General features: G+C 67.2%; 11 protein-coding genes and 2 pseudogenes. 5 read left to right on the top strand and 8 right to left on the bottom strand.

The features are described 5' to 3' along the window. Positions 1-93: 93 nt before the first annotated feature. Positions 94-1,548, bottom strand: coding sequence for a glutamate synthase subunit beta (locus tag QSJ19_RS18025; protein WP_286322345.1), 1,455 nt, complete (start codon positions 1,546-1,548; stop codon positions 94-96). Beyond that, positions 1,541-6,130, bottom strand: a complete 4,590-nt coding sequence (gltB, locus tag QSJ19_RS18030) for a glutamate synthase large subunit (RefSeq protein WP_286322346.1) — start codon at positions 6,128-6,130, stop codon at positions 1,541-1,543. The genes QSJ19_RS18025 and gltB overlap by 8 nt, the downstream gene beginning before the upstream one ends. A gap of 375 nt (positions 6,131-6,505) precedes the next feature. Between gltB and QSJ19_RS18035 the strand changes: the two genes are divergently transcribed. Further along, a complete protein-coding gene (locus tag QSJ19_RS18035) occupies positions 6,506-7,537 on the top strand; it encodes an alpha/beta hydrolase (RefSeq protein ID WP_286322347.1) in 1,032 nt (343 codons plus the stop codon). Here QSJ19_RS18035 and QSJ19_RS18040 read toward each other — a convergent pair. The 3 genes and pseudogenes from QSJ19_RS18040 to QSJ19_RS18050 all read right to left on the bottom strand — a co-directional run. Next, positions 7,524-7,904: a type II toxin-antitoxin system VapC family toxin gene (locus QSJ19_RS18040; protein WP_286322348.1), complete on the bottom strand. Its 381-nt coding sequence runs from the start codon at positions 7,902-7,904 to the stop codon at positions 7,524-7,526. The genes QSJ19_RS18035 and QSJ19_RS18040 overlap by 14 nt on opposite strands. Next, positions 7,901-8,152 (bottom strand): type II toxin-antitoxin system Phd/YefM family antitoxin, encoded by a 252-nt coding sequence (locus QSJ19_RS18045; protein WP_286322349.1) that lies wholly within the window; start codon positions 8,150-8,152, stop codon positions 7,901-7,903. Before QSJ19_RS18045 ends, QSJ19_RS18040 begins: the two co-directional genes overlap by 4 nt. A 181-nt stretch (positions 8,153-8,333) precedes the next feature. Then, positions 8,334-8,661 (bottom strand): annotated as a pseudogene (locus QSJ19_RS18050) (DUF2254 domain-containing protein); the annotation flags it as partial. 59 nt (positions 8,662-8,720) lie between these two features. On the opposite strand from QSJ19_RS18050, the gene QSJ19_RS18055 reads away from it, so the two are divergent. Together QSJ19_RS18055 and QSJ19_RS18060 are read left to right on the top strand one after the other, a co-directional pair. Then, positions 8,721-9,359, top strand: a complete 639-nt coding sequence (locus tag QSJ19_RS18055) for a response regulator (protein ID WP_286322350.1) — start codon at positions 8,721-8,723, stop codon at positions 9,357-9,359. Further along, complete coding sequence (locus QSJ19_RS18060) at positions 9,343-10,614, top strand: sensor histidine kinase (RefSeq protein WP_286322351.1); 1,272 nt, start codon at positions 9,343-9,345, stop codon at positions 10,612-10,614. The genes QSJ19_RS18055 and QSJ19_RS18060 overlap by 17 nt, the downstream gene beginning before the upstream one ends. On the opposite strand, the gene QSJ19_RS18065 is transcribed toward QSJ19_RS18060, so the two are convergent. Then, on the bottom strand, positions 10,603-11,955 hold the full coding sequence (locus QSJ19_RS18065; RefSeq protein WP_286322352.1) for a carboxylesterase family protein: 1,353 nt from the start codon (positions 11,953-11,955) through the stop codon (positions 10,603-10,605). The genes QSJ19_RS18060 and QSJ19_RS18065 overlap by 12 nt on opposite strands. A gap of 214 nt (positions 11,956-12,169) precedes the next feature. Here QSJ19_RS18065 and QSJ19_RS18070 point away from each other — a divergent pair, with 214 nt between their 5' ends. Further along, on the top strand, positions 12,170-12,640 hold the full coding sequence (locus QSJ19_RS18070; RefSeq protein ID WP_286322354.1) for a hypothetical protein: 471 nt from the start codon (positions 12,170-12,172) through the stop codon (positions 12,638-12,640). Positions 12,641-12,759: 119 nt separating this feature from the next. Here the strand turns inward: QSJ19_RS18070 and QSJ19_RS18075 are convergent, their stop codons facing one another. Together QSJ19_RS18075 and QSJ19_RS18080 are read right to left on the bottom strand one after the other, a co-directional pair. Continuing rightward, positions 12,760-13,140: an Lsr2 dimerization domain-containing protein gene (locus tag QSJ19_RS18075; RefSeq protein WP_286322355.1), complete on the bottom strand. Its 381-nt coding sequence runs from the start codon at positions 13,138-13,140 to the stop codon at positions 12,760-12,762. Between the two features lie 58 nt (positions 13,141-13,198). After that, a complete protein-coding gene (locus tag QSJ19_RS18080) occupies positions 13,199-13,651 on the bottom strand; it encodes a VOC family protein (RefSeq protein WP_286322356.1) in 453 nt (150 codons plus the stop codon). Positions 13,652-13,826: 175 nt separating this feature from the next. Here QSJ19_RS18080 and QSJ19_RS18085 point away from each other — a divergent pair. Further along, positions 13,827-14,035: pseudogene (locus QSJ19_RS18085) on the top strand (DUF222 domain-containing protein); the annotation flags it as partial.

The following is a 14,035-nucleotide window of genomic DNA, read 5'->3' on the forward strand; positions in this document are numbered from 1 at the left end:
TCCATCATGGTCGTCGTACGCCGACAAAGCACGCAACTCCCGGTGAACCGACAGGCCCCGGGAGTTGCGTGCTGGTGTGTCCGACGGCGCGGGTCAGCGCTGGGCGACCTGTGTCGGGTAGATCGGCGCGGGGAGATCCGAGGCACCCGCGAGGTAGGCGTCGGCCGCGGCTGCCGCCGAACGGCCCTCGGCGATGGCCCACACGATGAGCGACTGCCCACGACCGGCGTCACCTGCGACGAAGACACCCTCCTGGCCGACGGCGGCGAAGTTGTCGTCGCGCTTGATGTTGCCGCGCTGGTCGTACTCGACGCCGAGCTTGTCGAGGAAGTCCGCGCGCTCGGGTCCGACGAAGCCCATCGCGAGGAGGACGAGATCGCACTCCAGCTCGAAGTCGCTACCCTCGACCTTCTCGAACCGGCCCTCGCGCATGACCACTTCGTGGGCATTGAGCGCGGTGACCCTGCCGTTCTCGCCGACGAACTGCTCGGTGTTGACCGAGTAGACGCGTTCGCCGCCCTCTTCGTGCGCCGACGACACGCGATACATGAGCGGATAGGTCGGCCACGGGGTCGACTCGGCGCGCTCGATCGGCGGCTTCGGCATGATCTCGAACTGGTGCACGACGTCGGCACCCTGCCGTAGCGAGGTCCCCAGGCAGTCGGCGCCGGTGTCGCCGCCGCCGATGATGACGACCTTCTTGCCCTTGGCGGTGACCTGTCCGTCGACCTCGTCGCCCAGCTGGACGCGGTTGGCTTGCGGCAGGAACTCCATCGCCTGGTAGATACCCTCGAGCTCCCGCCCGGGGATGGGCAGATCGCGACCGATGGTCGAACCGGTGGCAAGGACCACCGCGTCGAAATCGGCGCGCAACTGCTCGACGGTGACGTCGACGCCGACGTTCACGCCGGTGCGGAACCGGGTGCCCTCGGCCTCCATCTGCGCCATCCGGCGGTCGATGTGACGCTTCTCCATCTTGAACTCGGGGATGCCGTAGCGCAGCAGTCCGCCGATACGGTCGGCACGCTCGAACAGCGTCACGTCGTGACCGGCGCGGGTGAGCTGCTGTGCGGCGGCGAGACCGGCCGGTCCGGAACCGACGACGGCGACGGACTTGCCGGTCTTCTCGGTCGGCAGGACCGGTGTGACCCAACCGTTGTCGAAGGCGTTGTCGATCAGCTCGACCTCGACCTGCTTGATCGTGACAGCCGGCTGGTTGATGCCCAGCACACACGACGACTCACACGGAGCCGGGCACAGCCGCCCGGTGAACTCCGGGAAGTTGTTGGTGGCGTGCAGGCGTTCGATGCCCTCGCGCCACCGGTCCTTGTAGACCAGGTCGTTCCACTCCGGGATCAGGTTGCCGAGCGGGCATCCGTTGTGGCAAAACGGGATACCGCAGTCCATGCATCGGCTGGCCTGGGTCTTCAGTTCCTTCTTGTCGAAGTCGGTGTAGACCTCTTTCCAGTCGAGCAGCCGCAGTTCGACCGGTCGACGGTCGGGCAGCTCCCGCTCGGTGTGCTTGAGAAAACCCCTGGGATCAGCCACGTGCGGCCTCCATGATCGCTTCGTTCACATCTCGTCCATCGCGTTCGGCGGATTCGATCGCCAGCAGGACACGCTTGAAATCGCGCGGCATCACCTTCGCGAACTGGTCCTGCGCCTCGTCCCAGTTGTCCAGGACTGCGGCGGCAACAGGCGAATCCGTCTCGGCGCGATGCTCTTCGATCACGCCGGAGAGGAACTCGATGTCCTCGACCTCGAGCTCCTCGATCGCGACGAGCTCGTCGTTGAGGTTGTCGGCGAGCTTGCGGTCGGGGTCGTAGACGAACGCGATACCGCCCGACATGCCGGCGGCGAAGTTGCGTCCGGTGTCACCGAGCACGACGACCCGGCCACCCGTCATGTACTCGCAGCCGTGGTCTCCCACACCTTCGACGACGGCGGTCACGCCCGAGTTGCGGACACAGAACCGCTCGCCGACGACACCGCGCAGGAAGATCTTGCCGCTGGTCGCACCGAAGCCGATGACGTTGCCGGCGATGATGTTGTTCTCCGCGACAAAGCCTTCCGGGGCGTTGCGCGCGGGCCGGACGACCAGACGGCCACCGGACAGGCCCTTGCCGACGAAGTCGTTGGCGTCACCTTCGAGTCGCAGCGTGATCCCCTTCGGCACGAACGCACCGAAGCTGTTGCCCGCCGAACCGGTGAAGTCGATCATGATCGTGCCGTCCGGCAGGCCCTGTGCCCCATAGGTCTTGGTGACTTCGTGGCCCAGCATGGTGCCGACGGTCCGGTTCACGTTCGTGATCTTCGAGCTGAAGGACACGCGTGTCCCGTGATCGATCGCTTCGCGGCTCTGCGCGATCAGCTGCTGATCGAGTGCCTTGTCCAGCGAATGATCCTGGACGCCCGAGCAGTACAGATCCTGGTTCATGAACGGCGACTCCGGCGTCGACAACACCGACGACAGGTCGAGCTTGCCCGCCTTGGCCGAACCCCAGTGGGCGAGCGCCTTGGCGGTGTCGAGCGCCTCTACGTGGCCGACGGCCTCCTGCAGCGTCCGGAACCCGAGGCGGGCCAACAGCTCCCGGACCTCTTCGGCGATGAACATGAAGAAGTTCTCGACGAACTCCGGCTTGCCGGTGAACCGCTCGCGCAGCAACGGGTTCTGCGTCGCCACACCCACCGGGCAGGTGTCGAGGTGGCAGACACGCATCATGATGCAGCCCGAGACCACCAGCGGCGCGGTCGCGAAGCCGAACTCCTCGGCACCGAGCAGCGCCGCGACCACGACGTCACGTCCGGTCTTCAGCTGACCGTCGACCTGCACCACGATGCGGTCCCGAAGACCGTTGAGCAGCAACGTCTGCTGGGTCTCGGCCAGGCCGATTTCCCACGGCGCGCCGGCGTGCTTCATCGAGGTGAGCGGGGTGGCACCGGTGCCACCGTCGTGACCGGAGATGAGCACCACGTCGGCGTGTGCCTTCGACACGCCCGCCGCGACGGTACCCACGCCGACCTCGGAGACCAGCTTCACGTGGACGCGTGCCTGCGGGTTGGCGTTCTTCAGGTCGTGGATCAGCTGTGCGAGATCCTCGATCGAGTAGATGTCGTGATGCGGCGGCGGCGAGATGAGGCCGACGCCCGGCGTCGAGCCGCGCACCTCGGCGACCCACGGGTACACCTTGTGCGGCGGGAGCTGGCCACCCTCACCGGGTTTCGCACCCTGGGCCATCTTGATCTGGATGTCGGTGCAGTTGCTCAGGTAATGCGACGTCACGCCGAATCGGCCGGAGGCCACCTGCTTGATCGCACTGCGCCGCCAGTCGCCGTTCTCGTCGTGATGGAAGCGACGCGGATCCTCGCCGCCCTCACCGGAGTTCGAGCGGCCCCCGAGCCGGTTCATCGCGATCGCGAGCGTCTCGTGCGCCTCCGCGGAGATCGAACCGAAACTCATGGCCCCGGTCGAGAAACGCTTGACGATCTCACTCGCCGGTTCGACCTTGTCGATCGGGATCGGATCGCGGTCACCGAAGTTGAAGTCGAACAGACCGCGCAGCGACGCCATCTTCGACGACTGGTCGTCGACGAGCTTCGTGTACTCCTTGAAGACCTTGTACTGGCCGGTCCGGGTCGAGTGCTGGAGCTTGAACACCGTGTCCGGGTTGAACAGGTGGTACTCACCCTCACGGCGCCACTGGTATTCGCCGCCGACCTCGAGTTCGCGGTGCGCACGCTCGGTGGGCCGCTCGGAGAACGCCAGTGCATGGCGGCGGGCGACGTCGGCGGCGATCTCGTCGAGGCCGATGCCGTCGAGCTGGCTGTTGAGTCCGGTGAAGAACTCGTCGACCGTCTCCTGCGAGATGCCGATGACCTGGAAGAGCTGCGCACCGGTGTACGAGGCGAGGGTCGAGATGCCCATCTTGCTCATCACCTTGAGCACGCCCTTGCCGGCGGCCTTGATGTAGTTCTTGCGCGCCGTCGGGAAGTCGATGTCGCCCAGTGCGCCCCGCTCGACCATGTCCTCGATCGACTCGAAGGCCATGTACGGGTTGACCGCGGCCGCACCGAAACCGACCAGCGCGGCGACATGATGAACCTCGCGGCAGTCGCCGGACTCGACGATGAGGCCCACGCGGGTGCGCTTGCGCTCACGCACCAGGTGGTGGTGGACCGCCGAGGTCAGCAGCAGCGACGGGATGGGCGCCAGCTTCTCGTCGGATTCACGGTCGGACAGCACGATGATCGACACACCGTCGTCGATGGCGTTGCTGACCTTGGTGCGGATCTCGTCGAGGGCACGCCGCAGGCCGGCGCCGCCTTCGGACACCTCGTAGAGCCCGTGGATGTGGGCGCTGCGGAAGTCCGGCAGGTCGTCGTTGTCGCCGATGTTGACCAGCTTGGCGAGTGTGTCGTTGTCGAGGACCGGCTGCGGGAGCACGATCTGACGGCACGACTCCGGACCCGGGTGCAGCAGATCTGCCTCGGCACCGATGGTGCCGCCGATGCTGGTGACGACCTCTTCGCGGATCGCGTCCAGCGGCGGGTTGGTCACCTGGGCGAACATCTGCTGGAAGTAGTCGAACAGCATGCGTGGACGTGCCGACAGCACCGCGATCGGGGTGTCGGTGCCCATCGAGCCGATCGCCTCGGCGCCGGTCTTGGCCATCGGTGCGACGAGGAGGTTGAGTTCCTCGGTGGTGTAGCCGAAGACCTGCTGACGCAACGCGACTCGGTCGTGGGCCATGTGCACGTGCGGCAGCGCCTCGACCGAGTCGATGTGCACGAGTCCGGAATCCAGCCATTCCTGGTAGGGGTGCTCGGCGGCGAGCTCGTCCTTGATCTCCTCGTCGTCGACGATGCGGCCCGCGGCCGTGTCGACGAGGAACATGCGGCCGGGCTGCAGACGGAGCTTCTGCACGACGTCGGAGTGATCGATGTCGAGGACGCCGACCTCCGACGCCATGACGACGAGGCCGTCCTTGGTGACCCAGATGCGGCTGGGGCGCAGACCGTTACGATCGAGGACCGCGCCGACGACGGTGCCGTCTGTGAAGCACACCGACGCCGGTCCGTCCCAGGGCTCCATGAGTGCCGAGTGGTACTCGTAGAACGCCCGGTGCTCGGGCTTCATCGACTCATGCCGCTCCCACGCCTCGGGGATCATCATCAGCACGGCGTGCGGCAGGCTGCGGCCGCCGAGGTGCAACAGTTCGAGCACCTCGTCGAACCGCGCGGTGTCCGACGCACCGAGGGTGCAGGTCGGGAAGATCTTCTGCGCGACATCCGAGTCGGTGCCGAACGCCGAGGCGTCGATCAGTGACTCGCGGGCACGCATCCAGTTCTCGTTGCCGGTGACGGTGTTGATCTCGCCGTTGTGCGCGACCCGACGGAACGGATGGGCCAGCGGCCACGACGGGAAGGTGTTGGTGGAGAAGCGTGAGTGCACGAGTCCGAGCGCGCTCTCGACGCGGGAATCCTGCAGGTCCAGATAGAACTCGCGCAGCTGCGGGGTGGTCAGCATGCCCTTGTAGACGAAGGTCTCGCCGGACAGGCTGGGGAAGTAGACGGTCTCGCGTCCGGGGCCGTCGGCGCCGGCACCCTTGGTGCCGAGCTCGGCCTGCACTCGCTTGCGCACGACGAACGCCTTGCGCTCGAGGTCCATGCCCGACGCACCCGAGATGAACACCTGCCGGAAGGTCGGCATCGCGTCGCGGGCCAACGCACCGAGCGACGTCTCGTTGGTGGGCACCTCGCGCCAGCCGAGGAGGGTCAGTCCCTCGGCCTCGATGATCTTCTCCACGCCCTCGGTCGCGACGCGCGCGTCCTCCGAGCCCTGCGGCAGGAAGGCGATGCCGGTCGCGTAGGAACCCGCCTCGGGCAACTCGAAGTCGACCGTCTCACGCAGGAAGCGATCCGGCACCTGGATCAGGATGCCCGCGCCGTCGCCGGTGTTCGGCTCGGCCCCGGCGGCACCCCGGTGTTCCAGGTTGACCAGCGCGGTGATGGCCTTGTCGACGATGTCGCGGCTACGCCGTCCGTGCATGTCGACGACGAATGCGACACCGCAGGAGTCGTGCTCGTTGGCCGGGTCATACAGCCCCGTGGGGCCTGGAGCATGCTTCATAAGTTCGCCTCACTCTGTGCGCGACGCTGCGCACGCATTCACCCTCGTGTATCCCTCGTGTCGTCCACGGGGACACGTCACGTGTGTCCATGGGGGACGCCGACCCGCAGGCGCGCTGTGTGACCCCCCGAATCCTTGGGCTGACCTGGGAGGTTCTCCTCGCCCACGTGGCGGTGTCCCTGCCAGCGTCGTTGCTGACGGCGCACCCGGGTCGACTGCTCTTCCCGGCACCACCCTGCTCTCGCGAAAGCATTGTGGGTCATTTTCTCACGCGGGGTGCCCAGTATCGAAATCCGGATAGCACAATCGTGACGATTCCGCAGCGTACGCGCCGTAAACGCTCCCTCGCGGGGTCGATCGTCTAGCGTCGGCAGCATGCAGACGTCCGATACCGAGGTGCTCTGGAGACCCGCCGGCCGGGGTTCGTTCCGGTCGCGTGCCGTCAACGGTTATCTGACCCGGGTGTCGCACCCGGTGATGGCCGCCGGGATGGGCCGCAACGGGCCGTCGGCGCGTGTCATCAGCGCGATGCGACCGGGCGTCAACAGGTCACTGTCGGCGCTGTCACCGGTGCCGTCGGGCACCCGGGTGGAGCAGGTGCGTGAGTCCCTCGCCGACGGCCAGGTCCGTGGTGAATGGGTGAGCGCCCACGCCGGCCCCGCCCGGCCCGCGTCGACGGATCAGACGATCCTGTATTACCTGCACGGCAGCGGATACGTCATCTGTTCACCGCGGACGCACCGAGGGCTGGTGGCACGCCTGTCGCGGCGCACCGGGTGGTCGGCGTTCAGCCTCGACTACCGCCTCGGCCCCGAATACCGGTTCCCGACGGCGGGCGATGACGCGATCCGCGGATATCACTGGCTCCTCGATCAGGGCCATCGCGCCGACCAGATCGTCGTCGCCGGCGACTCCGCGGGCGGACACATGGCCCTCGACCTCCTCGCCGACAATCATCGCCGCGGCATCGCACAGCCGCGCGGCATCGTGATGTTCTCCCCGCTCTACGACCCCACCTTCGATCTGGCCGTCGCCAGCCAGCTCCGCGGCGTCCGCGATCCGCTGATCGATGCCGTTTCCGCACAACGCATCCTGCAGCTCTACACGGGAGACGCCGAGCCCGGCCATCCCCGGATGAGGGTGCACCTGCCGGCGGGGATGTCGTTGCCGCCCACCCTGATCCAGGTGGGCGGCCTCGAGGTCATGGGCGATGACGCGCGCGCGGTCGAACGTGTCCTACGGGAGGCGGGAGGCCACGTGCGGTTACAGGAATGGCCCGGTCAAGGGCACGTGTTCCAGATGTTCCCGTTGTTCTCCGACGAGTCCCGCCTCGCCCTGCGCGAGGCCGCCGGGTTCCTGCGAAACCTGCCGACCCGCGCCCCAACGGTTCACGTCATGCCGGAATGATCTCGACCAGCCCCTCGAGTCCGACGAAATCGGCCGCGTTCCGGGTGTAGATACGGGCATCGTGCGCGAGCGCGGTAGCCGCGATCAAGAGGTCCAGTGACCGCGAGCGTGGTTGACGGCCGGCCTCACGGACGGCTGCCGCCACTCTGCCGTAGCTCGCGGCCACAGCGTCGTCCACCGGGAGCGACTCGAATGCCTTCTCCACAAAGAGCAGGCGACGAAGCCGTTCCGCCCGGACGTCCGCAGATCTCGCGACGAGTACACCGAAATGGAGCTCAGCCACCGTGATCGAGCTCAGGGCCAGATAACCGGGCAACGGCTCGACGTCGTCGGCCACGACGACGCTGGTGTCGAGAATGCCTCTCACCGATGTCGGTCCCATGGGTCTTCGATCCGATGGTCGACGGCGTCGCGGTCGGCGACCCAGTCGGGGTCCGCCGGACCGGCGAACAATTCGTGCACGTCCGCCCATTCACGCCACGGATCCCGAGACGCCGGCACCAACCGAGCGCTGGGCCGCCCGGACACGGTGATCGTGATCTCCTCGCCCGCCTCCACACGACGCACGAGTCCGGATGCGTCCTGCCGAAGTTCTCGCAGCCCAACTGTCGCCATGACACCGAGAATAGCACTTGTGCTATCGTGCGCCCACCCCTCTCATCGCCCCACCCGGCGGCCCGCTCCGAGCCGTATCGCAGCACGCGCGCCGTGTTCACCCGTCCCACGTCACCGGTCACCTCGACGACCGGGAACCCTTGGGCACATGATCTCCCACTGCGATGAGGACGTCGATCCGTACATCCCTGACGATCGTCAGGACGAACTCATCGAGGACGAGCGGAACCGATGCCGGAGAGCGCCGAGCGTGCAGTCGAGGACCGGTGTGCGGAACGGGTCGACGGCGACGAATCCGAATCCGGACAACAGCATCAGCATCATGCCGAAGACGACGTGATGAACGTGCACGCCCCCGGCGTGACATTGCCCGGCCACCAACTGACCTCGGCGCGGATCCTCCGCACACTGAACCGGATGAACAGGAAGGTCAGCACGAAGGCGTTCAGCAGAAAGAACAGCGGCAGGCGGCCCGTCTCCACGATCGTGTGATCGAACCACCGCGCCATGACGGAGACCCTATTGGGATATCGCCCGCCCACAGGGCATCGAAGCATATTCTGAGCCGATGGATCCCCTGGTGACCGTCGTCGTGGTCGACGACCATCCCTTCTTCCGTGACGGGGTGTCGCGCGGGCTGACCCAGAGCGGCCGGGTGCGTGTCGTCGGCGAAGCCGGTGACGGTGCAACCGGATTGGACGTGATCCGTCGTGAACAGCCCGACGTCGCGGTGGTCGACTATCAGATGCCGGGCATGACCGGGGTGGACGTGGCCCACGCAGTCGCCCGCGACGGTCTGGCCACCAAGGTGTTGGTGTTGTCGGCGGTCACCGACGGACCGATCGTGTTCCGCGCGTTGGAAGAGGGCGCATCGGGTTATCTGTCCAAGGACGCCGACCGCGATGAGATCGTCGGCGCGGTGACCCGGGTCGCCAAGGGCGAGACCGTCGTACCACCACAGCTGGCCGCAGGTCTCGCCGGTGAGATCAGGATGCGCTCACGCTCCGACGCCCCGGTCCTGAGTGAACGGGAACGGCAGGTGCTCAACGGATTCGCCCGCGGACTCTCCATCCCACAACTGGCCGCCGAGTTGTTCATCGGGTCGTCGACGGTCAAGACCCACACGCAGCGGCTCTACGAGAAGCTGGGTGTCTCCGATCGTGCGGCCGCGGTCGCCGAGGCGATGCGTCGTGGCCTCCTCGAGTAACCCGGCGCCCCTGCTGGGGCTGGCCGAACTCGCCGACGAACAGCGCATCGACACGATTCTGATCGATCACGCGTTGCAGGGCATCAGGATTCAGGTTCTCCTGCGGCTGTTGCTGTCGGTGTTCGTCATCCTGTCGGTGGTGCTGGAACCGCCGGTCTACTCCGCCGGGATCTGCATCGCGATCGCCGCGGTCTACGTCGCGTGGTGCGTGCTCGGCGCCGTCGTCGCCCCTCGGGGTGGCCTGCTCGCCATCCGGTTCTCGTGGCTCACCCTCTTCGTCGACCTGCTCGCACTCGTCGCGGTCACCGCGGTGGCCAGCCAGTCGGATCAGATCAGTTGGACCGCAGACGTTCTGGTGGTCGGATTCGCGATCGTGCCGATGATCGCCGCCATCGGCATGCGTCCCGCCGTGTGCGCTGCGGTGGTGGCGCCGACCGTGGTGGTCTACTTCGTGGCCAACGTCATCGCGCGGGTTCCCAACGGGCGGCCGTGGTCTGTCATCGTGCTCAGCACCTTGGTGATGGCGTCACTCGCACTCGGGGCCGTACTGCTGTCGCGTCTGCAGCGTTCGCGTGTGGTGACCATCGGATCGCTGGCCGCCGAACGCAGTCGGCTGCTCGACGAGGTCATGCAGATCGAGCAGCGCGAACGCCGCGATCTCGCCGAGCACCTCCACGACGGTGCACTGCAATACGTCCTCGGAGCGCGCCAGGAGCTGGCCTCGCTCGCCGACGGTCCGCCCGATCCGGTGGTCGTCACCCGCATCGACGAGGCACTCCGGGAGTCCGCGCGACTGCTGCGATCGACCCTGGGAGAGCTCCATCCCGCGGTGTTGGAACAGGCGGGACTCGCCGTGGCTCTCACCGATCTCGCCGAATCCTTCGAGCAGCGTGGTGCATTCGCGATCTCTGTCGACACGGTCGGCTGGCCCGACGATCTGCGCACGACGGTCGACTCGGCGCTGTTCGCCACGGCGCGGGAGTTGCTGACCAACGTGGTCAAACACGCCCGGGCGATGACCGTGCAGCTGACCGCCGAGGTCGACGAGGGGCGTGCACGGGTCGTCGTGATCGACGACGGTGTGGGAGTCGACGAGGATCACCTGCGTAGCCGTGTCGCCGGCGGTCACATCGGCCTGGCCTCCCGACGTGTCCGGCTCGAGGGACAGGGCGGTGCGCTCGTCATCCGGCGGCATCCGGCCGGCGGGACGGTGGCGATCGCCGAGGTCCCGCTGCCGAACGCGTCAACGTCCTGAGTCGAACCGGATCAGACCACGCACATCCTCGGGTGCCGACAGCCCGTTCCGCGCGACGTCGGCCCAGATCTGCCGCAGGCGGCGCCCGGCCTTGTCGACCGCGGACCAGCTGTGCCCCACCAGGATCGCCGCCTCGCCCCAGGTCTGCCGATCGCCGAAGAGCAACGGGATGTCGACCGTGTGGCTCGCCCGCAGCGGATGGCCCGGCACTCCCCATTCGAGGAGGTAGCCGGCCGCATGTCCACCCGCGCGGCGGTGCCGTCGCAGGAAGTGGGCGCCGGCGTTCGCGTAGACCGCGTTCGTGAAGTGCCCGCTGATGAACTCGTACAGGCGGTTTCCGACGACGGGCACCCGAGGCAGTGCGGCGAGGCCGGGGACGGCGGAGGTGAAGAAGGCGGCCTCGCGCTCGTTCCATCCGATCAGTACGTCGATGCGCGCGGCGGCGTGCGCCCACGCGGCCTCGATGTCCTCTTCTCGCGGGAGTGGCGCGTGACCGTACTGGGTACCGAACGCCATCGTCGCGCGGAGTCCGTGGCGGAGAATCAGTCCACCGCCGCGGGCGAGCCGGCGCTGGGCACGGAGCACGTCGTCGATCGGGGTGTCGGCGTCGATGTCGCGGGTGGCGGCGACCATGGCGTCGTACATCGCCGCCCGTCCGGAGGCCAACCCCAGCGGCGCGCTCTGCAGGATGACACGGCGGAACAGGCCTGAGGTGCCGTCGGCGATCATCAGATGGGCGGCGGCGTCCGCGCCCGCCGACTCCCCGAACACGGTGACACCATCCGGGTCACCGCCGAACGCGCTGATGTTGCGCGCGACCCACCGCAGGGCCTCGATCATGTCCAGAAGGCCCAGATTCGCGGGTCGCCCGATGCCGTCCCCGACGAACCCGAGCAGACCCAACCGGTAGGTGATCCCGACGACGATGACCCGCTGCTCGACGACCAGGCGAGCGGGATCGTGGCACGGCGCATCGGCGGCGCCCAGGACGTACGAGCCGCCATGAATCCACACCATCACCGGGAGAATCTCGTCGGGCCTGTGGTCGGCGGGCAGCGTCACCGACAGGCGCTGGCAGTCCTCGTCCTCACGCAGGTCGCCGAACGCGGCCTCCCCGAACCTGCCCCGCAGCAGGTCGTCGGAGACGTTCTGCGGTGCCGCCGGCGACCACACGGTCGCGTCGATGATCTCCGACGCCGGCGGTTGGGCGACGGGCACCTCGAAGCGCGCGGACCGGGCGTATCGGATGCCGGTCGCCCGGATGACGTCGCCATCGCGTCGGCCGACGATCGTACCCGCCGGGGCGTCGACGGTGATCGTGTCCATCGGTGTCTCGGTCATGACGCTCCTTCACGTACTTCGGCGCGGATCGTTGTGCGGGTCGATCTCGCGCGCTGATGCCCAGTCACCTCCACGATGTCCACCGATCGGTGGACATCGTGGTCAACCAGCGGATCGGCCGGTCGGCGGAATCCGGAACCGCCCTGACCCGAGCAGAGTCATGGGTGTCGCCGGAACGACCAGCGCCCCGGCCCCCACTCGAGGAGACCCGCTCATGAACACCACCACCCGCCGCATTGCCGCCGCGACCGCCGGAGTCGCCGCCGTCATCGGGATCGGGCTGATCGGGACCGGCGTCGCCAATGCCGGCACCCTGCCGGTCACCCGGCCCGGCGAGCCGACCATCGCGATGACGATCACCAACCACACCGACAAGCCCGAGTACCTCGTCGGCTCGACGGCGGGACAGTCCGGACAGTGGGTCAACGCGCCGCAGCGCGTCCTCTATCCCGGTGCCAGCGAGACGATCACCGCCGTCGCACCGTTCTCGAACTACCTGACCGCCAATGCCCAGTACACGATCGGCGCCTTCGGTCCGACCGCCAACTACGAGATCGAGAACATGAAGGGCAACGTCAACACGGCGATGAGCGGGATCTGGGGCCCGCACTCGCAGCAGTACTGGATGAACAACACGATCAGCAGCCGCTACCCGAACGTCAACGTCGGCTTCGATCAGTGGTGACCGAGAGTCCACCGTCGAAAGGAGGTCACCTTCGTACGAACAGGTGAGCACAACTGAATCCGAGCACCCCCGCACGACTCCCCGCCCACCTCCCGGGCGGGGCGTCGTGCGTTGTCGACTCAGTGCGCGTTCTCGAACGCTTCGATGACATCGACCGGCAGACGCCCGCGCGACGATACGTCGTACCCGTTCTCCCGCGCCCACTCCCGGACGGCACGGTTGTGTGCCTGCTTCGCGGAGTTCGAAGCGGTGACGGTGCCGGCCCCGGCTGCCCCACCCGCTTTGATCTGATCGGCGTTACGGATGTACCTGGCCAGATCCTTCTCGAGGCGCGCGACATTGGTGCTGCGCAGATCAAGGCGATATCGGGTCGCCTTTCGACCGGGCAACTTGACCTCGATCTCGACACGATTGAGGTCGTCGGGATCGATGACCTTCCCGTCGACGTCGTCGATGATCTCCACACGTTCCACTTTCACCACTGCGAACGCCCTCCCCATTGTTCATAGTGAATACCTGATGCGGCATCGTACACACCCGTTCGCAACCTGCGGCGGGTCACGAGCTCGCAGGCTCGCCCTTCGTCAGTTCCTGGGCGAGCATCACGAGGATGCCGCTGGGCCCGCGGACATAGGTGAGCTTGTACGCGTCCTCGTAGGTCGCCACCCCACGAAGCGGATGACAGCCGTGCCGTGCCGCGATCTCGAGCGCCGCGTCGATGTCGTCGACCTTGAAGGCCACCCGGTGCATACCGATCACGTTGGGGCGCATCGGCTCCGACTCGATCGCCGCCGGATGGATGTACTCGAAGAGTTCGAGTCGTCCCCCACCGTCCGGGGTCTGGAGCATGGCGATCTTCGCGTGGTTGCCGTCGAGGCCCACGGCGGTGTCGGTCCAGTCACCGCTGACGGTGTCACGTCCGAGGACCGTCAGACCGAGGTCGGTGAAGAACGCGATCGCCTCGTCGAGGTCACGGACCGCGATACCGACGTTCTCGAGCGTGATGGGCATGTTCGGATGCTACCGACGAGAAGTGCGACGCGCCGTCGTCGGTCGTGGCGCGGGGCGCCCGACCCGGCCCGCCGGCCTTCGCGTTCCGCGGAACGTTTTGTGTCGGTGGTCGTCGATAGTGTTCGGGTAGTTGTATTCGACCTGCTGGGGGGCTGTCGTGACTGCTGCTGTGTCTTCCGAGTTCGACGACCGCCACGCCTGGAGTGGTGAAGGCATTCTGTCGTGCGCGCACTGGTTGTCGTGGCGGGCGGGGTTGTCGCTGCGCACCGCGCAGGAGCCTGCGGGTGGCCCATGCTCTGACCGAGGTGCCCGACATTCGGCAGGCCTTCGCCCAGGGGCGCCTGTCGTATTCGAAAGTGCGTGCGTTGACCAGGGTGGCCACCT

The sequence above is a fragment of the Gordonia sp. ABSL11-1 genome (assembly GCF_030315685.1).
In the GTDB taxonomy this organism is placed as follows: domain Bacteria; phylum Actinomycetota; class Actinomycetes; order Mycobacteriales; family Mycobacteriaceae; genus Gordonia.

What these genes read in the sequence shown, in the direction of transcription:
- gltB (WP_286322346.1), bottom strand. Translation starts at nt 6,130, where the DNA reads ATGAAGCATGCTCCAGGCCCCACGGGGCTGTATGACCCGGCCAACGAG.
- QSJ19_RS18035 (WP_286322347.1), top strand. Translation starts at nt 6,506, where the DNA reads ATGCAGACGTCCGATACCGAGGTGCTCTGGAGACCCGCCGGCCGGGGT.
- QSJ19_RS18045 (WP_286322349.1), bottom strand. Translation starts at nt 8,152, where the DNA reads ATGGCGACAGTTGGGCTGCGAGAACTTCGGCAGGACGCATCCGGACTC.
- QSJ19_RS18055 (WP_286322350.1), top strand. Translation starts at nt 8,721, where the DNA reads ATGGATCCCCTGGTGACCGTCGTCGTGGTCGACGACCATCCCTTCTTC.
- QSJ19_RS18065 (WP_286322352.1), bottom strand. Translation starts at nt 11,955, where the DNA reads ATGACCGAGACACCGATGGACACGATCACCGTCGACGCCCCGGCGGGT.
- QSJ19_RS18070 (WP_286322354.1), top strand. Translation starts at nt 12,170, where the DNA reads ATGAACACCACCACCCGCCGCATTGCCGCCGCGACCGCCGGAGTCGCC.
- QSJ19_RS18075 (WP_286322355.1), bottom strand. Translation starts at nt 13,140, where the DNA reads ATGGGGAGGGCGTTCGCAGTGGTGAAAGTGGAACGTGTGGAGATCATC.
- QSJ19_RS18080 (WP_286322356.1), bottom strand. Translation starts at nt 13,651, where the DNA reads ATGCCCATCACGCTCGAGAACGTCGGTATCGCGGTCCGTGACCTCGAC.